This window comes from Runella salmonicolor, from assembly GCF_024158025.1.
GTDB lineage: Bacteria > Bacteroidota > Bacteroidia > Cytophagales > Spirosomataceae > Runella > Runella salmonicolor.
Genome location: NZ_JAMZEL010000004.1, coordinates 183,924 through 205,173, shown reverse-complemented (window position 1 = coordinate 205,173; position 21,250 = coordinate 183,924). Strand labels below are relative to the sequence as shown.

The following is a 21,250-nucleotide window of genomic DNA, read 5'->3' as shown; positions in this document are numbered from 1 at the left end:
TTGCAAACCTATCTATATCTTCTCCGCAATCACTTCAGCACTTACCACTGCCGCCTGCGTAAAGTCTTCAATCAAGTCTTCTACGGCTTCTAAGCCAACCGAAATACGAATCAGACCTTCCGTAATACCCAAAGCCGCTTTTTCGTCGGGTTTGAGTTTGGAGTGAGTGGTCGTAAATGGATTGGTGATAATGGTACGGGTATCGCCCAAGTTTGACGACAAGGTTGGGATGGTCAACGCTTTCATAAACGCACTTACGCGCTCAAAACCGCCTTCTAATTCAATGGTCACAATGGCACCGCCCGCGTTCATTTGCGCTTTGGCAAGCTCATATTGGGCGTGGCTTGGCAAATAAGGATAGTTTACCTTTTTCACTTCGGGCAATGCCTCCAAGGCTTCGGCCAAACGCAACGCATTTTGGCTGTGGCGCTCCATGCGTAATTCAAGCGTTTCGAGGCTTTTGCTCAATGTCCACGCGTTAAACGGCGACATAGAAGGGCCAGTATGACGACAAAAAAAGCGAATCGGGGCAATGTATTCAGCTTTTCCGACAACCACTCCACCCAATACACGTCCCTGCCCATCCATAAATTTGGTGGCAGAGTGCACAATCAAATCCGCGCCAAAATCCGCGGGTGTTTGAATGATGGGGGTAGCAAAGCAATTATCCACGTTGAAAATCAGGTTGTGTTTTTTACAAATACGACCAATCATGGCCAAATCAACCAGTTCCAATCCAGGATTAGACGGAGTTTCTAGATACACCATGCGGCTATTGGGTTGCACAGCCGCTTCCCACTGTTCTTCAGAAGCATCGGCATCCAAGTACGTATAAGTAATACCCCACTTCGCAAAAATCTGCGTAATAATCTGGTGCGCCGACCCAAACAATGCCCGACAGGCAATGATGTGGTCCCCAGACTTGAGAATTCCCGCCATGCTCGCAAATACCGCCGCCATTCCTGTGGCGGTAGCAAGACCATCCTCAGCACCTTCCAACATACACACTTTATCGACAAACTCCTGAACACTGGGGTTTGAAAAACGGCTGTAAATATTACCTTCCTCGGTTTCATCAAAGAGGGCCTTACCTTGCTCAGCCGACTCAAATGAGAAACTTGAGGTAAGAAACAATGGCGTCGAATGCTCGCGGTATTGCGTCTTTTTGGTTTGGATGCGGATTGCTTTCGTCTTACGTTGCATACTTTTCTTGAGAATTAGACTTATGATGTGATCAACAAATAATCTGAAAAACACACCAAGTCTTTTAAATGACCTGATTGGATGAGGTCGTAAAATTACACATTTACTATAAAATAGCTTTCAATACAACCCTTAATCCTAAGAATATCACCAATAAACCCACAATTACCATCAATGGTCGGCGGTTGACCCGGTTTACTAGATAAGCACCAAGCGGAGCGGCTATCATGCCTCCGAGCATCAATCCCAGTACAACCTGCCAGCTATTGATACCCTCAAAAAGGAGAAACGTAACCCCACTGGCAAACGCAACGGCAAATTCGGCGGCGTTGACCGAACCAATGGTATAGCGCGGGTCACGGCCACGGCCAATGAGCGTAGAAGTTACAATCGGCCCCCAGCCTCCCCCGCCAACGGCATCCATAAAACCACCGAAAATGGCTAGAACCCCCAGTCGCTTAGTGGGCTTTTTGACATTCGTCTTTTTAATGCCTTTGCTCACAATAATACAACCCAATACAACCATGTAGGCCGAGATAAAAGGCTTAATGACATTGCCATCTATTACATCCGAAAGCAAATAAGCACCAATAACTGAACCGATTACACCCGGAATCAATAAAGTTTTGAATAGCTTTTTATTGATATTCTTGAATTTGAAGTGTGAAATGGCCGAGGCACCCGTGGTAAACATCTCTGATAAGTGAACACTCGTGCTGCTTACCGCTGGAGGAACGCCCAGCGTCAATAAAAAAGACGTAGCCGTAGCGCCATAGCCCATGCCCAACGCACCATCTACCAACTGAGCCATTACCCCAACCATCAGGTAAAACGCTAAATCTGAATTAAAACCCGCCATGAAAGAGTCAATAGTAAAACTTCCTGCGTGTTTGTAAATCAAATATCCTATGATAATCGTCAACAGCCCAACGGGTATACCAACCCACAGCCAATCTTCAAGGTCTCTTGGTTTCTCGACAGGAATAACTGGTGGTTTTGTCATGGAGCTCATAGCCGTTTCTGAAATTTATGCTGGTCGTGGAACAATTACTGCGATTAATTAGAAAGACAAGCAGAATCTTAAACACCTAATACCAGATATAGTATATTGATTATATAGAGAAATTAAAATAAATTAAATGCCGCTTTTTGGGGCGGCATTACAAAAGTAGAAGCAATAGTTAAAAAGTCCAAGAAATGAGCTTAAAAACTTATTAAATTCTTACAAAAATCCGATTTCGGTACATCCAACGCAAAATGAGCCACTCTACTAAAAGAATCAATCCACCCCGAACCAAGGACTCATACGTGATTCCAAATACCTGATCGTAGGTTTGCGACACATGTATTTGAATAGAGTGATGAATAAACTCTACTATGGTATGGGAGATAACGTAGGCTGCAATGGAATTAGTGCCGATAATAATCAACCAAATAAATGCTTTACGCCACCCCTGTATATCTACCAACCAGTAAAAAGCTGCGAGCAGCACAAAACACCATCCACCGCTAAACAACACCCAAGTAGGCGTCCAAATACGTTTGACATTGGGACAAATTCCCAGCCAGTTGAGAAGAGAACCGACCACCAAAAGGGCTAAGCCTAAAGTTGCAAACCGCTTTACTTTTTCCATGGGCTCCGAATCTGATTTGAGCCACTGACCCGCCAACAGCCCTAAAACCATTGTACCCAACGTTGGAATAAAGCTTAACGTAGAATACCCGCCACCGTTTCTAATGAAAGGTTTCTCACGAGGAAAAAGGTTCATAAACCATTGGTCAAATGCCCATGCCGCATTGGTATTTTTATTCCAATGAGCTGCAAACCCCTTTAAATTATGTTCCCAATCGGCAGTAACACCAACGGCTGCGTAATCAAAGTCGGCGCCAGGAAGCGGGTAGACGGCAAAGAAAAGCCAATAACCTACCAAAATGGTGCCCAAAGCAATGAGTTGGGTACGGAAGGTGCGAAAACCCAGCCAAAATAAAACGGGATAACCTAAACCAATTTGCGTGAGTGTATCTTCAAACGTAAAATTGGTTTGTTCGCGATGCATAGAACGCAGAAAAATACCGAGAAAAATCAGAATCAACGAACGCTGAATGGTGTGCCCAAACATAGCTCCGAAATTTTGCCCTTTAGCCATCCGACTCGCAATAGAATACGGCAATGCCACACCCACCAAAAACGAAAACGAGGGCTGAATCAAATCATGCAACGAGCAACCTACCCATTCGACATGGTCTTGGTTATAGGCCAAAAACGCCCAAAAAGAACTATCGGGCAGGGCTTTGGAAATACTACCGAATTCGAGCACTTCGGCCATCATCAAAAACATAACAAAACCTCGGTAAGCATCTACCGACGAGATACGGACGGGCAAGGTGGGCGCCATAGCGTTAGGAAAAGTTTAGGAACGTAACAGGGTTTGTATACCTAAAGTAAACAAAAGTGAATTTATAACTTACGGGCGAACTATGCAGTAACATCCCCTGTTTTTGATATTACTGAATTTCAATCTGTTGATACCTTTTCTCGCCCTAAAAAAAATGATTATCAGCTTCGTTTTTGTCCTGTCGCTGGCAGGAGGTTTTTATTTCTTTATGTATGAGCGTTTTACGTGGGAGATAAGCGGCTATCGCTCTAATCCTGATTTAAAAACCGTTCGCCACGATTGGAAAGACAACCCTGTAAATCCGCAAGGACGCTTTTTGAACGAAAACTTGGAGCCATTGCCTGGGTTTAGTGATTTATTGAAATGGCAACGTGAAACCAATCCCCAAAAAGCCGAGAAAAAAACAGATACGTTTCGCCTGAAAGTGACTAAAAACAGCGATTTTCTGAACAATAACGACGATTGTGTTGTGTGGTTAGGTCATGCTACGTTTTTTATTCGGCTCAACGGTGTCCGAATTTTAACCGACCCTGTGCTGGAAAGTCCCTCTGCGCTGATGAAACGGTTTTCGGAATTGCCCGTGGCGGTTTCAGAATTAAAGGATATGGATTACATCATCGTCTCGCACGACCACCGTGACCATTGCGACGAAAAAAGCCTCAAAACTTTGGCTCCTCAAAACCCAAATGCTACTTATTTGACGGGCCTAGGACTGGACACGCTGCTCAACAATTTCACAAAAAGCCCTAATATTCAATCCGCTGGCTGGTATCAAACCTATCAAACAGATACTTCTAAGATTGAAATCATCTATTTGCCCGCTCGTCATTGGGCGCGACGTTATCTAAACGATACCAACAAAAATCTGTGGGGTGCGTATTTGATTCGAGCCAATGGCAAAAGCATTTATTTTGGGGCAGATTCGGGTTATGGAACGCACTATCAGGATTTTGCCAAGTATTTTGGCGGGGTTGATGTGGCCCTGTTGGGGGTTGGTGCTTATAAACCCGAATGGTTTATGTCTGCCAGTCACGCTGGGCCAAAAGATGCTATACAGGCAGCCCACGAAATGAAAGCGAAACGAATGATTCCGATGCACTACGGCACATTCGATTTGTCAGATGAGCCGTTGGGCGATTGCTACCGCTCGCTCCAAAAATTGCAGAAAGAGCCCCAGAATCAGGGATTAATCCAGTTGGCGGGCGTTGGAGAAGTGATAAAGTTGTAGACTTGGAAAGAATTATAAAAAAAATCCTCGGCAACGCTTTAAGCATCGCCGAGGATAAATCAAGCTATAAAAATTAATTCACCGTAGTTTTGAACGCTTTTTTTGCGGCCAAATCGTGAGCCGTATCGTAGTAAGAGCGCAGATTTCCCCAATCGAATACATCCGAAATATTCTCTACTTTATTACGTTGTTGAATCCGCTCGCGCAGGTTCATTCGCACAAATTTGAACATTATGTTGGCCAATTGGTCGGCGGCCTGATCAAAGTTTTGCGTTTTGCGATTGATTACGTAAATACCTCGGTTTTCGTAATCTCGCATGATTTGCATGATAAAATCACCGAAACCCGACAGGTCGCTCGTAACGGTGGGAATACCGCGCACTACGCACTCCAACGGCGTATACCCCCACGGCTCGTAGTAGCTTGGGAAAATCCCCAAGTGACATCCTCGCACAAATTGGCCGTAATCCAATCCAAAAAGTGGATTTGTTGAAGCAATAAAATCAGGATGGTATACGATTTTGACGCGGTCTTGCTCGTGGTTTTTCAGGCCCGAACGCTCGCAATATTCCGTGATAGAATCAGGTTGTTTCAGGTCGTGGGTTACGTAAGGCGGCAAGCGTTTCGTTTTCCAAGTTTGAATGGTTCGACGGAGACGCAAGCGCCAATATTCATCCACAAATTGATTCAAATCAGGCAAATGGTGGTCGGTAGAAGAAGCAGAAGCCAAAAATAATTTATCGCCCAATTGCTTTTCAATCGCTTCGCAGGTATCCTGTATTTCACCCAAAACTGCTCTTGACTGAAGTACATCGGGGTTGATAGAATGATAAGGTTGACGCGTCACGATAAACATCACCACCGTCATATCCATCTTGGCCTGTACCATTTTCCAGTTCAACCGCGCCAAGGCCTCCATTGTAATATCGTAGCCTTTATTGACAAATTCATAGCGGCCCGACGTGAAGAAATAAAGCGTTTTATCCAGATTGAAAGAATAGCTTTGGAAAAAGTGACCCATGATAAACCGATGGATATTTTCCTTATACTTCATGTGTAGGTTCTGAAACTCGTGTACTGCGGCAAAACGCTGAATATTAAGGCCATTTGGCAACACCAAGTCGGGATATTTACCCAAAAACACTTCACATTCACGGGCCGTTACGTCGCTGACGGTTGTACTCACGTGAGCACTCAGGTAAGCAAGGCGTTCGATGGTGGCCTGAGCCTCAATGGCGTAGTACCGCGCCTCGTGTTGCCAATCAAATGAAGGAAGTTTGGTATAGAAGTCACGCTCGTTGGAAGCGATATACCGTCCCAACATAGTAGCGTGGGTGGTAAATACGGTCGCAATCCGAACATCATCTTTGCGCAAATCTGGCAATCCTGAACTTGCCATCCACTCGTGAAAATGGGCCGTAATTTCAAATTTTTTGGCGTAATCTTCCGCAAACTGGGTCAAAAAGACCCGCACCATTTCGCCAAAACCCAACGTTTGATTGACCAAGTCTTCAATATTGACCGTCGAGATTCGATGCCGTTCCCACAGGCCATATTTTATACGGTCTAGCTGTGCCGCTACACTCCTAATGTCAAACAGTACCACGCGGGGTTTTCCGGTAATGAGCCAGTAGCCGTATTCGACTACAAAACCCGCCTCGCGCATCTTTTCTACGGTCTGATAAATCCCCGACCCGTCGTCTGAAGTGATAGGCTCATATTCTGTTAAAGCACGTTGGGGGAAATAAGGCCCCAAACATACATAATCATCCCCCCATTGGTCGACCATCGCAGGGACTTTGCTCCGAATTACGGTATAAATTCCTCCCACTTGGTTGCAGACTTCCCAAGCGACTTCAAATAAGAGGGCTTTTTTAGGTTTCTTTTCCACGATTAATGAAGATTTTTAATGTACAATTTTTAATTTAAAATGTACAATTTTATAGTTTTGAATTGCAATAATAATGTTTATTTACTTTTATTCAAGGAAAACAAACGCTAAGGATAAAGTTGCTTAAAATACTTACAACATGCGTCAGGAAGGTTTTTGACCTGTTTTTCCAAAATACAGCTTACTCTTTATTTAACATCCGCCTACAATCTGCTCCCAAACACCTCACTCTCAACAAAGTGGTTTTACTATCTAAAAATAGATTTACCCATTACACTACTTGATTATTTGATATTATTTTATCGACAAGTATTTTGAAGAGTCTATTTTCTAATAGCATTCTAATATTCTTAACAAGAGCATCACAGTTCCTAAAGATAATGCCCATATCATTTAATAGGGGCATAAATAGGAAAAAAATAAAATTTCTTTCCCAACAATACTATACAAAATAATGGCATTATCCCTTATCACTGCGGGGATTTGGGGAAGTTTTCTCAACCTTCACACTTAAACAAATAGCCAACTCCTTTGAGGGTGACGATTTCGAGGGCAGGGTCGTCGCGCAGATAGTCGCGCAGGCGGGTGATATAGACGTCTAAATTACGGGAATTGAAGAAAGAATCGTCGCCCCAAACCCGCATCAAAATATCGCGACGCGGTACGGTGAAGTTGCGGTTTTCGGCCAATATTGAAAGCAGTTCCGTTTCGCGGTGGGAGAGTTTGCGCAGATTGCTGGCGCGGTGAAGTTCGTACTTATGAGGATAAAAAGTATAGCTACCAAGCCCGATATGGCCGTTTGGAGCCAGTAAGACGGGCTTAGCGTTGGTCAACTGAAGCAAATTCTGAATCCTGACAATCAGTTCCTCCATGCTGAAAGGCTTACGCACATAGTCATTGCCTCCCGCCTGAAACCCCTTCAGCACGTCTTCGGTTTGGGTTTTGGCGGTTAGAAAAATAATGGGCATTTCGGGGGCCAATTGACGAATATCCTGCGCCAACGCGTAGCCGTCTCGGTGCGGAAGCATCACATCCAACACACAAATAACGGGCTGGAATGCTTTAAATTGGGTAAGTACATCTCGCCCATCAGCTACCATGCACACCTCAAATTGGCGGCTTTCGAGGCTTTCTTTTACAATTTTCCCTAAAAAGGGCTCATCTTCTACGTACAGAATCTTGGTCATGCTTTGTTTTGGGTGGTGGCAAATGGTCGGCGTCGCAATTTGGGTTTCGGGCGGAGGCAAATGCATATCGGGCGGAGGCAAACGGTCTGCCGCTGCGCCCCGCCCCTACGGTTTGAGGATAATGATGGTAAAAATACTGCCTTTGCCTACTTCACTTTCTACTTCGATGCGACCGTGGTGTTGTTTGACAACCGATGATACGTAGCTCAATCCTAGCCCATACCCTTTTACATCGTGCGTATCGCCCGTGGGTACCCGGAAAAATTTATCAAAAATTCTCGACAAAAACTCCGACTGAATACCGATGCCGTTGTCTTTGACCGAAAGGCGCAGCTCCGCGTCGGTTTCTTGCAAAAACAACGAAATTTGGGGGCGTGTTTCGGTGTATTTTAGGGCATTATCCAACAAATTATAGACTACATTGGTAAGGTGAATTTTGTCGGCAGAGAGCAAAAAAGAATGTCCTTTTTTATCAAAATCTACTTTTGCACCGTATTTCTCAAATTGCAATTTCATTGAATTTAGCACCAATTGTATGAGTTCGGCCCAATCAACGGTTTCAGGCGAAAGCGTCAGTCCGTGCTGCTCAAAGGTCGCCATTTTCAGCACTTTATCCACCAACAACGTCAGGCGATTGAGTTCACTTTTTGATATTTCGAGGTATTCTTTGGTTTGCTCGGGGTTTTGCGAAACCCCAAAATTCTGCAACGCCTCAATCGCTACGCTTACGGTGGCAATGGGCGTTTTAAGCTCGTGCGTCACGTTGCTGATAAAATCATTTTTTAGTTCCGTCAAGCGGCGCTGCTGGCGAAGATTTTGGTAAATCGCCCCAAAAGCCAAGCCTGTAATGGCCAATAGAAAAAATGAAAACAGACTTTGTGGCAGGATTTTCTTCAATAAAAAGCCATTATAATCGGAAAAAACCGCACTGTATGTACTTCCAAAGGGGATGGTCGTAGCGACGGCTGACGTAGACAAGGTGGGTTGATTTGATTCAGCCGAAGGTTTTACTTCCTGTTTTTCAGGAGAAGACTTCACTTCCTGGCGTACAACCTGAAACGGCAGGTCAATTTTTGACTTTCTGATTTGTCGCACGTAGGCACGTTGGATGTCTTGAATTTTGAGCGAATCGTTGCCTAAACGGATAATGAATTGATTTTCCACGGCTTTCGCCTTAGCTTTCTTTTGCGTCGATAAGGCCTGTTTTTCAGTACGTTCAACAACCGATATTCTTATATTATTATTTTCCCCCGAAAGTGGCGTAAATGACAAAACACTGTCGCGATTTGGGCGATTATACATCACAACCTTGGCCATTCGGCCAAGCATTCGTTGGAGCGTATCAGAAGGTTGGTGCGATTTTACAATGATAATTTCAGATTTGCCCTGCGGTGTAGTGTCGGCAACGGTCAGTTTGGTAATGTCCAAGTTACCCACTGAATTCATCTTAATGGCGCGAATATCTTCGGGTCGGGTTTTTCGTAAAACGTCTTGCAGTTTACTTTTTGAAAGCGTGGTATCTACACCCAGCGATTGAGCCATTCGAGCCGCCGTTTGAATATAAAATAAGTTGAATGCTTCTGCTCTTTCATTTTTGCCGTCAGGCGCTTTTTTGTCTGAATAAACGATAGGTGTAGGAGGCGAACTTTGGTGGGTGTATCTAAAGGTAAACTTTCGGTCAATGGCCACTTTGTTCGTTTTTTGAGCTTGTGAATCAATCGAAAATACTTTCTTCATCGGAAAAGTTATCTTCTTCTGAATCACCGAGTCTTCCAAGGCCTGAATGGTGTTTTTGAACAAAATATCGGCTTCCTTTTGCAGGAGGCTTTTTTGTTCATTGTATTCTTTGCGCAGCCAAAATACCTGAAAAGCCGCCAGTAAAAGCATACTGGCGACCATCAGGGATAAAGAAGTAATAGCTGACTTAGTATTCCTCATTTTTGTTAACAGTGTATGAGTCAAATAGGCCCTTTCAAGACGACAAAATACTAATTCCGAATGATTCTGATGCCACCTTGTCCTCCCATTTCCTTCATAAATTCATCGCGTTTTTTGGTAAACTCGGCTTCGGTTATTTTCTTCCCACCCGAAGGTAGTTTTATATCGTTGGCCGCCAATTTTTTAAATTCCGCTTTGGTCAGGCTGTAAATCATGTCGCCGTCATTGACGTCTACTTCCAAAATTAAGCCAGGCAATCCGCCAAATCCTGCGGGTCCGCTTGGTACGGGGATGGCCTCCGTAAACCACGCTACGATGGGCTGGTTATTTACTTTATTGGTCATGGTAGCCTTCATGCAGTCATAGCCCTGAATCTTTTTGGTCTCTCCCGCCAATTTCCACGGCATCCGGCGCAGGGTATCTTCAATCAGAAACTTTTGCCCCGCCAATTCGCGCAATTCTACGGATTTTTGGGTTTCGTAGTTGCGGTAGGTTTCATTTTGCGGAACGCGAATCACCATGCGCACCGTATTTCCGTTGGCATCCGTATTTTCTTCGTCTTCGTTGGGTTGCGCGGCAGCCTTGAACAACGATTCGCTGGCGCGAACCAAAAGCTGCATTTTATTGGTACGAAACTCAGGCACCATGGCCTTCATCGACTCATCCTGCATACGTTTGTGCATGTTAATTTTTTGGTCGTACAATACAATTCCTTCGTTTTGTTGGCCAAAAGCCTGCAACAAACAAAATATCAAAATTAGGCTTAAACTTGTCTTTTTCATTGGTTTATGATTTAATTATTTGTTTAAAAATGAATATTTTTACCCTTGGCGTATCACGCGCATTCCGCCCGATGGCATACCGCCCATGAAGCTTTTGAGGCTGTACGTAAAACTCAACAGGAAGTAGCGGCCCAAGGAGCGAATCCGCTCGTCTTGTACGAAATTTGCCTGCGCAATGCGGTTGATGCCCACATTGCGATTGAGCATATCGACCACCGAAAACTTAAGTTCTCCACGGTTCCCTTTCAGGAAAAACTTAGACACCGACGCATTCCAGATGGGCACTTTTTGGTTAAAAGTTGAACCCGCAAAATCGTAAATACTGTAGTCCAGTGTCGAGTTAAGAGTCAACGTTTTGGTTACTTTTAAGTTACCTTCTACATCATATACCTGATTCACAAACGACTGATTAAGATTGGGATTGAGCGAATAACTGGTTTGGTTGTAGGTAATGGCCGCACTCGTCGAAAGGTCCAAAATTTCCTTGTAGCGGTATTCCAACCGAAGCCGGTTGCGACTTTCGAGGCGACGTGTGAGGTTGTCTACGTCGTTGACGGGCGTAATGCCCCGATTTAACACCAAATTAGTACTAAAATTCACCCGAGTACCGAGGGCTTTAATCCGAAATCCCTTCGAGATATTGGCGTTGACGGTATAATCATCTTTTACGTTGACGGGGCGATACGTGCGCACCAAATTAGCATCTACTTGTTGCGCATTGGCAATTTTGTTGGTGGTATAAGTCAGGTTGGCAAAGGCAAAGAAGTTACTGAATTTGAGCTGATTAAAATTAAAGAAATTCAAGTTTAGGCGATGATTGTATTCGGGCCGCAGGTTGGGATTACCGGTCACGATATTGAGCGGGTCGCTGTTGTCTACAATCGGCGAAAGTTGCTGAATACTTGGTTCACGCACGTCGGTATCGTAGGTCACATTCAGGTTGCGGCTGGTGGCAAAATTGTATTGATAACGCAGGTTGGGCAACACATTCACAAACGTGCGGGCAATGCGGGTATTTTGCAAAATCAACTCCCCATCCAACGCCGACCGCTGCACGCTCATGCCCGTGGAAAAGTTAGCTTTTTGGGTATTCATTCTGAAATTTAACCCACCGCGTTGATACGTAAAATCATTGCGAAACTGATTGCTCAACTGCGCATTGAAGCGCGGCGCACGCCCCTCGCCGTTGACGTCAAAAACCTGCCGGTCAACGTCGTTTTGGGAAAGATTCAGCGCATAATTGACCTCCAAATACTTACGTTTACCCAAAGGCTCAGTGAACGATGCCGTGATACCGTAGCTTTGACGGTCGTTGGCCTGTGTATTGGTCTGGCGTAGCGTATCCACACGGCTTTTTTGACCAGCGGGATTGTAAAAAGTATTGACGGCACGCAAAGTTCCATCGCGGTCGCTTTGCTCAAGGCCCAAAATAAAATTGGTCGAAAGCGTCCGCCCTTTTTTGGCAAACTTGTGTCGCCACAACAACTCAGAGTTAATTCTCCAAGTATCGCCTTGTGCATTTGATTGCCGTGTACCTTCATTTTCGAGCGCACCGCTACCGTTGGTGGAAAGGCTGCTACTGCCTGTATTGGACGAATTTTGGGAATAGTTGAAGTTATTGGTCCATTTCAACGAATTGAGCGAATCAATTTTATGGTCCAAGGTCACATTTCCTCGGTGCGTAGCATTGGTGGTTTTTTGAGCGGTATTTTGATTGGTTTTAAAATTACCCATCGGCAGGAAAGTCTCTCGATTGGTCTCACGTTCAATCAATTGGTCGAGTTGATTATAGAAATAGTTGCTTTGCAACTTGGTCTTTTTGCTGAGCTGGTCATTGTAATTCAAGCCCGCCCCGCCCGAGGTGACAAAGCCATTATTGCGCCCACCAAAATTGAGGGGAATGGCGGCATCATCATCTGAGTTAAACTGCAACCGCACCCCACCGCCAGCCATCATGCGTTGCGAAGCTCCCGTGAAATTCATGTAATCATCTATGGAAAACCCCTGTTGATTGATGTTGTTGGCCATTCCCAAAAACGACAACTGACGGGTTTTGCTGAAACGGTTAAAATTGCCTTTGAGCGAATACCGACTCGCATCACCCACCCCCGCCGTGACATTGCCAAAAATCCCTTTTTTCTTTTCCTCTTTCAACGTCAGGTTAAGGGTCTTCTCCCGCTGACCATCGTCAATGCCCGTAAACTGCGCTTGGTCTGATTTTCGGTCAAAAACCTGTACTTTATCTACCACGTCGGCGGGTAAATTTTTGGTCGCCATTTTGGGGTCTCGGCCAAAAAACTCTTTGCCGTCGACCGTGACCCGTTGCACCTGCTGTCCTTGGGCGCGAACCGTTCCGTCGCGGTCTACTTCTACGCCCGGCAGGCGTTTGAGCAGTTCTTCCACGGCCGCGTTGGGCTGTACTTTAAACGAACCTGCATTGTATTCAATGGTGTCTTGCTTGATGGTCACGGGGTCGCGCTCGCCTTTGACAATTACTTCTTTTAAATCCTTGGGAACAGGCGCCATCTGAATCGCTCCTAAATCCAACAAATCTGTTGTTTGTGACTGAATTAATTGACTCAACGGTTGCAAGCCCACATAGGTAGCTTTGAGAAAATACGGGGCATTGGCTACGTTTTTAAACTCAAACGCACCCGTTGATTGGGACCTCGAAAAAGAAACAAGCGACGTATCTTTTCCATCCAACAACATCACCGTTGCACCTTCGAGCGGGCGGTTGGCAGTGTCGCGAAGCGTTCCTTTGATGGTTAATTTTTGGGCAAGTGAAGCCGACGAAAGTACCAGAAAAAAAAGCCCCGACAGGGCATAACGTTGAAAGAAAGAAGTTTCCTTTTTTGTTTTTGTCAACGTCGTGTTCTGTCGGGAGTTAACTGTAACACTTTTACTTAAATAATGCATGGCTGTAATGGGTTTTTGAATGACTACGGGACAAAACTAATGAGGCGCTTGGCCAAAGTAGGTTAATGGTCGTAGAAACAATGTTAATTAAGGTTAATGCCAAAAACCCTATCTTTGCAAACACTCATCTTAGACATCTTCATTCACCATGCATTGCTACTTCAACGGCGACATTATCCCTGTCGAACAGGCTTCTGTCAAAATCAACGATCTTGCTTTATTGCGCGGCTACGGCCTTTTTGACTACTTCCGTACCTACAACGGCGTTCCTTTTGAGTGGGATGGATACTGGGCGCGTTTTACCCGTTCGGCCGAAGTCCTACGCCTGCCCGTAGCGCTTACACAGGCTCAAACCGCCGATGTATTGGCAGAACTATATAGACTGGCCGACAAACCAGATATTGCCTACCGTTTTGTCTTGACGGGCGGCTATTCGCCCGACAGTGTCAGCGTGGTAGAGCCCAATTTTTTGATTATCGCCGAAAATCTGCCCAAAGACAACCCCGAAGGGCGTTACCGTGGCATCAAAGTATTGCCATTTGAATTTGTGCGCGACCTACCCGAGCTTAAAAGCACCAATTATCTCCACATGATTCGCCTCGCCGCTGAGATGAAATCGCAGGGAGCTGCCGATTTATTATACCACAAAGACGGCGAAGTAAGTGAATTAACGCGCAGTAACTTCTTCATTTTCAAAGGCGATACGCTCATCACGCCCGACCAAAACATTTTGCACGGCATCACGCGCCGAGTAGTATTGGAACTGGCCAAAAAAGATTTTAAGGTAGAAATTCGCCCGCTAAAAGTGGAAGAACTGGAAGAAGCCGACGAAGCCTTTACCACCAGCACAACCAAATGGGTGATGCCCGTGGTGCAAATTGGCCGTCAAATTGTGGGCGACGGCAAGCCCGGTGTCAGAACCTTGAAGCTATTGGAGCAGTTTGAGGAATTGGTGACGGGGTATGGATTGGTAAAGGCGTAGTTTTTTAGCGGCTTATTCTCAATACTTTTAGGTTTTAACGTTCTATCTACCGCTTCATTTAACCAATAATATTCCCATGTCTATCACCAATCCTGCCGAGCTAGTCGGCATGAAAAAAATCAGCGAAGCCGTCGGCACTACCCTCCGAAAGATGCGCGAATATGCGCGCCCCGGCATGACCGCCAAAGAACTAGATGATTATGGCGGACAAATACTCCAAGAATTTGGGGCCAAATCGGCCCCACGCCTTACCTATGGTTTTCCGGGATGGACGTGCATCAGCCTCAACAATGAAGTAGCGCACGGTATTCCTTCCGAACACAAGATTTTAAAAGAGGGTGATTTAGTTAACATTGACGTTTCGGCCGAACTCGACGGGTTCTGGGCCGACAACGGCGGCTCTTTTGTATTGGGCGAAGACAAACACAATCACCTGAAACTTGTCAACGCCTCGAAGCAGATTTTACACAAAGCCATTCATCAAATCAAAGGAGGCGTCAGAATTGCCGATATTGGAAAATTGATTGAAACCGAAGCCAAAAAATCAGGCTATCGGGTCATCCGCAACCTCGTCGGGCACGGCGTAGGTCGAAGTTTGCACGAAGCGCCCTCCGAAATTCCTTGTTTCTATGACCGCTTCAATACGAGCCGTTTCAGAAAAAACTCCATTGTAGCCGTAGAAACCTTCATTTCCACCAAAGCCACGCTTGCGCACCAAAATGGTGACGGTTGGACGTTTGTGACCAACGACGGCAGTTTTGTAGCCCAACACGAGCATACCATTATGATTACCGATGGAAAACCTGTGATACTTACCGAAAGCAACGAAATTTGGAATTGAACATGAAACAGGCAAAGTATTGGGTAGACAAATACCAAATGCAGACGCATCCTGAAGGCGGCTATTTTACCGAAACTTATCGTTCGACGGAAAGCATTTCACAAAGTGCACTTCCGAGCCGTTTTTCGGGAGATAGAAGTTTTGGCACGGGCATTTATTTCTTACTCGAAAATCATCATTTTTCGGCACTACACCGCATTCAGGCCGATGAAATGTGGCATTTCTACGCGGGCGGTCCGTTAAATGTCTACGTTATTCATGAAGACGGAAAGCTGGAAATCATCAAATTAGGCTCTAACCCTGACAATGGAGAAGTATTTCAGGCAGTGGTGCCGGCCAGTACATGGTTTGGTTCTAAACCTGCGGCGGAAAGTGATTATTCGTTGGTAGGTTGCACCGTAGCGCCAGGCTTTGATTTTGCTGATTTTGAATTGGCCGAACGGGCAGATTTATTAGCAACTTATCCACAACATGAGGAAGTGATTCGGTTGCTGACGCTTGAAAAGTACTAATTTTTAATAATTCAATTGTAAAATCATCTTTTTAATAAAATTCTAAAGAAAAAATAGTTTTTTGGCACATAAAACGGTACAAAATATACCAAAAAGAACTTTATTGTATTTAATATAGCCATAAATCTTACACTAAAATTTAATATAAATGGCGAATAAGATTCGTATTAATTGGGTAGTACTATTATATTTATCAGCCCTAAATACTATTTCAGCCAAAGGCCAATCTATCTCCATTAGTTCCGACAACTTTTATTCTCTTTGTGCAGGATCAACCATCAGCATTCCTGTTGCATTGTCAGGTTCTTGGGCACCTGATAATAAATTTGTACTTAAACTTAAGGAAAATTCGGGCTCGTCAAGAGATACCGTTATTTATATAACCGCTGATAATACATCCTCTCCTCTGCAATTTAAACTACCTAAACTATACGCTGATAAAAATCGAACATGGAAATTGTTTCCAGTTGCGAGCATAAGCTCGACCAACCCGGTTGCAGTCAGCAATGAAACATATTTTAATGTTGGCCTTTTGCCTACTATTCAACTGGAACAGCCCATGCAGGCAGTTGATATTTTCCCTATTTCAAGATTCCCGAATGAATACACCAATGCAGGACAAGCACGGTATGTGGGCCATAAATTATACCGAGGCGATGACAATGTAATCGGTAAATTGGCTGACAGTACCCTTTGGTACTTAGGGGGAGAATGGGCATTATCACCTAATCAAACAACTGTTTATCAACTGGTTCAAATTCAGAACAGGTGCGGTATAGGCAAAGTTATTCCCCCTAATACCATTACTGTGAAAGTAAATCCATTTAAACTGAAAATAACATCTGTATATCCAAAAGCAATTTGCGAGGATCGAAAAATTAACGTCAATATAGATTACACAGGTGAACTTAACCCTGACCAAGTAGTGATCGAAGTCGCCAATATTAAAGGCGACACCATCAAACAACTTTCCACGACGGTTGTAGATGCCCGCAACTTCACCGGTACTTTAGATAATTCATTTTCATCAGGAACTTATTTTGTACGAATAAGATCCATTGCTCCTGACGCCGCCACTGATTTCGTTCCGATCTTTATGAATAGTGCCCCGAAAATTGAGTTAGATTGGCTGGACGGTGTCACAAATCCGGTGGGATATAAAAATAAAGTTTGGCTTAGAATACGCAGTGTTGGGACAACAGAGTCCGGCAGACCTTTGACACTCAAACTCTCAGATGGCACCATTGTCAATAATTTCAATAGCTATAGTGGTGCAAGTTCCGGATATATGGCCGACGTTTTCCTTAACCCTGAAAAAACACATTATTATAAAGTTGATTCGTTGATCACAGCGTGTGGAATTTCCCGGGAATATTCCGTTTCAGGAGAGCGGGAGCTTGTTGTAAAAAACGATTTTTACATTGAGAATTTACCAAAACTCACCTATTGCGAAAACGAGAAATTAAGGCTAAAAATAAAGTCGTCACTTCCTTTTACTGCCAGTACGACCTTTACTGCTAAACTGTATTTGAGCAACGGTACAGTTTTGTCATTGCCAACCACTCGTATTTCCTCCGACAGTTTGGTATTTACGATTCCCGCCGCTTCATCTTTTGAGTCTACGGCATTCAGCTTTGGCCTAAAAATTGAAACTAATGCTCCGGCCGCTTCAAGTTCATTGTATTGGCAACAAATCAAAGTAACTCAAAAACCTGTTCCGGTAACGGCATGGGCATCTACACCGATGACAAGCCCCGGAAACGGCTATCTCTCTTTTTTATTCAAAGGAGGGTCCCCCGGGTCGTTGATATTTACCGATGGGCAACGCGACGATACATTATCTATTTTCGCGAGTGACATTGAATACACCAGAGACATTTCCCTGCATCCGCTCATTACACAAACCACTTCTTTCCGATGGAAGACCCTCGAAAACAGATGTGGAAAAACCGAAAATTTCCCTGTTCCGGAGGTTACAGTAACCGTTACAAATACCACACAGAAAAACATTTTCATCGTAAAAAGTCCGAAACAAGTTTGTTTGGGAGGCACCTATACAATTGAAATAAAAACTGCCGGGACTTTTTCAACAGAAGATGAGTATTTAGTCCGGTTGGTACGATATATCAATTACGTCCCTGTCGTTTATGAAGTAGGCAGAGGCAAGTCAAAAATTTTATCCATTCAGATCCCGACCAATATACCTGTTTCGGCAGACAACAATTTCTGCAAGTTTGTTATCTCTTCGGTTCAGACAGAAGCCGACAATCTGCCAACCGCCTTTCGCGAGGCATCTTCGTATATTACAGTCAACCAAACAGCTTCTCTGTTTGTGAATACATTTGATTTAAACGGAAATAAGATTTTAAGTAAAACTATTGATCTGTTAAAGGGAGAAAATATGCCGCTTATTATACAATCTTCCACTTCTAATTCCAATGAACCTTATAATGTTAAGATCAATAGTACTTGGTATAATTATGCCGCCTACGTGAATAATAACTCAGGCATGGTAAACGGTCTTTACATTAATATAAAGCCCTCCAACGATACACTGTTGGTATTAAATGCGCTGGAAAATATTTGCGGAGTTACATCCCTGAATGACACTGTAAAAATCAAGGTAAGACCTTATCGAATCCAAACCGCACTTGTCGAAGCAGGTATAAGATGTCAGCAAAATATAGTGGATGTAATGTTCTCCATTGAGGGCAATCCGCAAAATGTACCGACTGACTACAAAGTGTATTTCAGGCCGATTGCGCCTTATGCTCAGATATATCCTGATTCCCTTCGATTTGAGGCCCCGGTTGTCACAAAGCGCCCTTTTCATTATACCGTCCAAATTCCTGATATGCCCTATGAGGGCGGTTTTGGGGTTGAGGTAGAGCCATTAAGCCATGAAGGTCATTTCGCCAAAAACTATCGTTTGCCTCGAATTTCTATTTATAAACGCCATCAGGTCAAACTAACCGCTTCAGATGGCACCTCTATCTTATGGGTTGATGGCAGTAACTCATCTGTCTACCTGAAAGCCGAAACACTCAACTCCAATACGCCTCGTTGGAACGGCAAAACGGTGGTAAATTCCAATGCTTTCGGATGGACAGCTATACAGGCATACACAAAAGTGACGCCTATATGGGCTTCGTCAACGCCCGGCAATGTATATACTTTAGCCGACATTGAAAGCGTATGCGGTTATGGTCAGGCAATAGGAGAAGTACGGGTAAAAAGGTGTTATGGAGACGTAAATCTGGGCTATATCTATTCGGACAGTAACGAATACTATTCCAACAGTACTATTAAAAGCGGCGCTCCAGTCATTAAAAACAACACGTTATTTTCTGCTAAAGAATCCATAGAATTAACTCCCGGCTTCAAAACCGAAGGCCAAACACTATTCAGCGCTGAAATTAAAGGATGTGAAGTAACTAAGCCCTAAACTTTTGTCTGCACAAATAAGAAGTATGTTAAACGAGGCGAGCCTTAATCGCCCGCCTCGTTTATTAGTTCTCCAATTTCTTCAATTCGCCAATCAACGCTTCTACCTGCTCAAACGATACCGCAGGGAAATTGGCGATACGGATTTGACTTTCCTTGAAAGGTCCATAACCGCTCCCGACAATCATATTGGCTTGTTTTACCTGAGCAATTACTTCGGGCGACGGAATGCGGGTATTGGCCACTATCACCGTGCGCGAACGATGCCGCTCTTCGGCTACCGACGGGCTGAAAGCACGACTGGTTTCAATGTATTTATTAAGTAATTTATATTTTTCTTCGGTCTGCTTACGCACCGTTTCGGCACCGATTTTATTCATATCTTCGGCTACTTTTCCCAAAAGATAAATGCCAATCACGTTAGGCGTAGCGGGAGTTTCGTAATTCTTAAAATTCTTCCACAGCATGGGCAAACTATTGTGCGCTCCGATGCTAACATCCTCGTACTTCTGCAAGCGCTCGGCTTTTGCGAGGCATTTTTCGTTGGCAATCCATACCCCCAAACCCGCTGGTAAGCCAAAAGCTTTTTGAACCGAAAAGAACGCGGTATCAATCACGCTAAAATCCAAGTCGGGATACGGAGCCGACGACACCATATCTACCGCAATGAGTTTTTTAGAATTGCTCCGCTTGAGTTTGTGGATGTCGGGTTCGCGCATTTGCACGCCCGAACTGGTTTCATTGTGCGTGACACAGATCAATTCGGCGTATTCGGGCACTTCTACTTCAGCGTAGTCAAACCCTTCGCCAAATGGTTTTTCCTGCTTGTGGGCGTACTTGCGCAAGGAGGCGCTATACTCGTAAAATTTCTTGGAAAAAGACCCGTTGACCAAGTGAAAACTTTCGTGCTCTACACAGTTTTGTACCACCCGCTCCCACACTTCCGAGGCAGAACCCGTGAAGAAAATACCGTGTGTATCAGGGATATTCATCAAAGTACGGAGCTGCTCTACCGTAAACTGATAAATGCTCCGAAACTTCTGACTGCGGTGCGAAATCGAACCCAATTGCTGCTCAACGGCGGTCAGTAAGTGCTTCTCAAACGTAGGATACATCTCAGCCGGCCCGGCTGTAAAATAGACTTGTTTCATCTGATTTGGAGCCCTATCGGTAAGGCCTTTGGTTTGAGGGGGCAAAATTACGCTAAAAACCCGTTTTTTATACCAATTACTACAATTCTTGCTTCTTTTTAGGAGCGTTCAATTTTTTTTGCAGTGTCTCATAAAACTTACATACGTGCGTCAGTTCGCATTTGTTGCATTGAGGGCTGCGCGCCACGCACACATAACGCCCGTGCAAAATCAACCAATGATGTGCCAATGGAATCACCGTATCGGGGATATATTTGACGAGTTCTTTCTCAACCGCCAGAGGAGTAGTGGCGGTTTTGGCAACCAAGCCCAGCCGGTGCGAAACCCGAAAAACGTGCGTATCGACCGCCATCGTGGGCTGATTGTAAATGATAGAAGCAATAACGTTGGCCGTTTTGCGCCCCACGCCCGGCATTTGTTGCAATTCCTCAATCGTGCTCGGAACCTCGCCGTCAAATTTATCAAGCAGCATCCGGGCCATCCCTACGAGGTGCTTGGCTTTGTTGTTGGGGTACGACACCGACCGAATGAGTTGAAATACTTCCTCTGCGGTACTATCGGCCATGGCCTGCGGGTCAGGATAACGCTGAAAAAGTGCCGGTGTAACCATATTGATACGCTTATCGGTACACTGCGCCGACAAAATGACCGCTACCAACAGTTCAAACGGATTGGAATAATTTAGTTCTGTTTCAGCTTCGGGAAATTTCTGCGAGAAATGTTCGATTAAAAGACGATAGCGTTCTTTCTTTTGCATAGGTTTGGACAGCCCTTTT

Annotated in this window: 15 protein-coding genes; 5 read left to right on the top strand and 10 right to left on the bottom strand. The window is 44.5% G+C overall.

Features of this window, described 5'->3' with window-relative positions; all coding sequences use genetic code 11:
- Positions 1 to 12: 12 nt before the first annotated feature.
- The 3 genes from NCI00_RS12295 to NCI00_RS12285 all read right to left on the bottom strand — a co-directional run bounded on the left by NCI00_RS12295 (position 13) and on the right by NCI00_RS12285 (position 3,599).
- Complete coding sequence (locus NCI00_RS12295) at positions 13 to 1,203, bottom strand: trans-sulfuration enzyme family protein (protein ID WP_114068524.1); 1,191 nt, start codon at positions 1,201 to 1,203, stop codon at positions 13 to 15.
- Positions 1,204 to 1,309: 106 nt separating this feature from the next.
- Positions 1,310 to 2,206 (bottom strand): sulfite exporter TauE/SafE family protein, encoded by an 897-nt coding sequence (locus NCI00_RS12290; RefSeq protein WP_229599041.1) that lies wholly within the window; start codon positions 2,204 to 2,206, stop codon positions 1,310 to 1,312.
- A 211-nt stretch (positions 2,207 to 2,417) separates the two neighbouring features.
- On the bottom strand, positions 2,418 to 3,599 hold the full coding sequence (locus NCI00_RS12285) for an acyltransferase family protein (RefSeq protein WP_253527912.1): 1,182 nt from the start codon (positions 3,597 to 3,599) through the stop codon (positions 2,418 to 2,420).
- Between the two features lie 154 nt (positions 3,600 to 3,753).
- On the opposite strand from NCI00_RS12285, the gene NCI00_RS12280 reads away from it, so the two are divergent.
- Positions 3,754 to 4,827: an MBL fold metallo-hydrolase gene (locus NCI00_RS12280; RefSeq protein ID WP_253527909.1), complete on the top strand. Its 1,074-nt coding sequence runs from the start codon at positions 3,754 to 3,756 to the stop codon at positions 4,825 to 4,827.
- Positions 4,828 to 4,900: 73 nt separating this feature from the next.
- On the opposite strand, the gene NCI00_RS12275 is transcribed toward NCI00_RS12280, so the two are convergent.
- From NCI00_RS12275 to NCI00_RS12255, 5 genes are all read right to left on the bottom strand, one after another.
- Positions 4,901 to 6,718 carry a glycosyltransferase family protein gene (locus NCI00_RS12275; protein WP_253527907.1) on the bottom strand — a complete coding sequence of 606 codons (1,818 nt, stop codon included), beginning with the start codon at positions 6,716 to 6,718 and terminating at the stop codon, positions 4,901 to 4,903.
- 497 nt (positions 6,719 to 7,215) lie between these two features.
- Positions 7,216 to 7,971: a response regulator transcription factor gene (locus tag NCI00_RS12270; RefSeq protein ID WP_310586773.1), complete on the bottom strand. Its 756-nt coding sequence runs from the start codon at positions 7,969 to 7,971 to the stop codon at positions 7,216 to 7,218.
- A gap of 39 nt (positions 7,972 to 8,010) precedes the next feature.
- Positions 8,011 to 9,843, bottom strand: a complete 1,833-nt coding sequence (locus NCI00_RS12265) for a sensor histidine kinase (protein ID WP_253527905.1) — start codon at positions 9,841 to 9,843, stop codon at positions 8,011 to 8,013.
- 50 nt (positions 9,844 to 9,893) lie between these two features.
- Positions 9,894 to 10,625, bottom strand: coding sequence for a GLPGLI family protein (locus NCI00_RS12260; RefSeq protein WP_253527903.1), 732 nt, complete (start codon positions 10,623 to 10,625; stop codon positions 9,894 to 9,896).
- A gap of 39 nt (positions 10,626 to 10,664) precedes the next feature.
- Positions 10,665 to 13,544 (bottom strand): outer membrane beta-barrel family protein, encoded by a 2,880-nt coding sequence (locus tag NCI00_RS12255; RefSeq protein ID WP_253527901.1) that lies wholly within the window; start codon positions 13,542 to 13,544, stop codon positions 10,665 to 10,667.
- 148 nt (positions 13,545 to 13,692) lie between these two features.
- Between NCI00_RS12255 and NCI00_RS12250 the strand changes: the two genes are divergently transcribed.
- From NCI00_RS12250 to NCI00_RS12235, 4 genes are all read left to right on the top strand, one after another.
- Positions 13,693 to 14,526, top strand: coding sequence for an aminotransferase class IV (locus NCI00_RS12250; RefSeq protein ID WP_253527899.1), 834 nt, complete (start codon positions 13,693 to 13,695; stop codon positions 14,524 to 14,526).
- Between the two features lie 76 nt (positions 14,527 to 14,602).
- Positions 14,603 to 15,367 carry a type I methionyl aminopeptidase gene (gene map / locus NCI00_RS12245; protein WP_253527897.1) on the top strand — a complete coding sequence of 255 codons (765 nt, stop codon included), beginning with the start codon at positions 14,603 to 14,605 and terminating at the stop codon, positions 15,365 to 15,367.
- A 2-nt stretch (positions 15,368 to 15,369) separates the two neighbouring features.
- Positions 15,370 to 15,879: a cupin domain-containing protein gene (locus tag NCI00_RS12240; protein ID WP_253527895.1), complete on the top strand. Its 510-nt coding sequence runs from the start codon at positions 15,370 to 15,372 to the stop codon at positions 15,877 to 15,879.
- Positions 15,880 to 16,027: 148 nt separating this feature from the next.
- A complete protein-coding gene (locus NCI00_RS12235; protein ID WP_253527893.1) occupies positions 16,028 to 19,324 on the top strand; it encodes a 3-coathanger stack domain-containing protein in 3,297 nt (1,098 codons plus the stop codon).
- 64 nt (positions 19,325 to 19,388) lie between these two features.
- Here the strand turns inward: NCI00_RS12235 and NCI00_RS12230 are convergent, their stop codons facing one another.
- Positions 19,389 to 20,474 (bottom strand): aminotransferase class V-fold PLP-dependent enzyme, encoded by a 1,086-nt coding sequence (locus NCI00_RS12230; RefSeq protein ID WP_253527891.1) that lies wholly within the window; start codon positions 20,472 to 20,474, stop codon positions 19,389 to 19,391.
- A 79-nt stretch (positions 20,475 to 20,553) separates the two neighbouring features.
- Positions 20,554 to 21,231 carry an endonuclease III gene (gene nth, locus NCI00_RS12225; protein ID WP_166558519.1) on the bottom strand — a complete coding sequence of 226 codons (678 nt, stop codon included), beginning with the start codon at positions 21,229 to 21,231 and terminating at the stop codon, positions 20,554 to 20,556.
- Between the last annotated feature and the right edge of the window lie 19 nt (positions 21,232 to 21,250).

Coding starts and splice junctions, on each gene's coding strand:
- NCI00_RS12280 (WP_253527909.1), top strand. CDS start 3,754: ATGATTATCAGCTTCGTTTTTGTCCTGTCGCTGGCAGGAGGTTTTTAT.
- NCI00_RS12270 (WP_310586773.1), bottom strand. CDS start 7,971: ATGCATTTGCCTCCGCCCGAAACCCAAATTGCGACGCCGACCATTTGC.
- NCI00_RS12255 (WP_253527901.1), bottom strand. CDS start 13,544: ATGCATTATTTAAGTAAAAGTGTTACAGTTAACTCCCGACAGAACACG.
- NCI00_RS12235 (WP_253527893.1), top strand. CDS start 16,028: ATGGCGAATAAGATTCGTATTAATTGGGTAGTACTATTATATTTATCA.
- NCI00_RS12230 (WP_253527891.1), bottom strand. CDS start 20,474: ATGAAACAAGTCTATTTTACAGCCGGGCCGGCTGAGATGTATCCTACG.
- nth (WP_166558519.1), bottom strand. CDS start 21,231: ATGCAAAAGAAAGAACGCTATCGTCTTTTAATCGAACATTTCTCGCAG.
- NCI00_RS12240 (WP_253527895.1), top strand. CDS start 15,370: ATGAAACAGGCAAAGTATTGGGTAGACAAATACCAAATGCAGACGCAT.
- NCI00_RS12265 (WP_253527905.1), bottom strand. CDS start 9,843: ATGAGGAATACTAAGTCAGCTATTACTTCTTTATCCCTGATGGTCGCC.
- NCI00_RS12290 (WP_229599041.1), bottom strand. CDS start 2,206: ATGACAAAACCACCAGTTATTCCTGTCGAGAAACCAAGAGACCTTGAA.
- NCI00_RS12295 (WP_114068524.1), bottom strand. CDS start 1,203: ATGCAACGTAAGACGAAAGCAATCCGCATCCAAACCAAAAAGACGCAA.
- NCI00_RS12285 (WP_253527912.1), bottom strand. CDS start 3,599: ATGGCGCCCACCTTGCCCGTCCGTATCTCGTCGGTAGATGCTTACCGA.
- NCI00_RS12260 (WP_253527903.1), bottom strand. CDS start 10,625: ATGAAAAAGACAAGTTTAAGCCTAATTTTGATATTTTGTTTGTTGCAG.
- map (WP_253527897.1), top strand. CDS start 14,603: ATGTCTATCACCAATCCTGCCGAGCTAGTCGGCATGAAAAAAATCAGC.
- NCI00_RS12250 (WP_253527899.1), top strand. CDS start 13,693: ATGCATTGCTACTTCAACGGCGACATTATCCCTGTCGAACAGGCTTCT.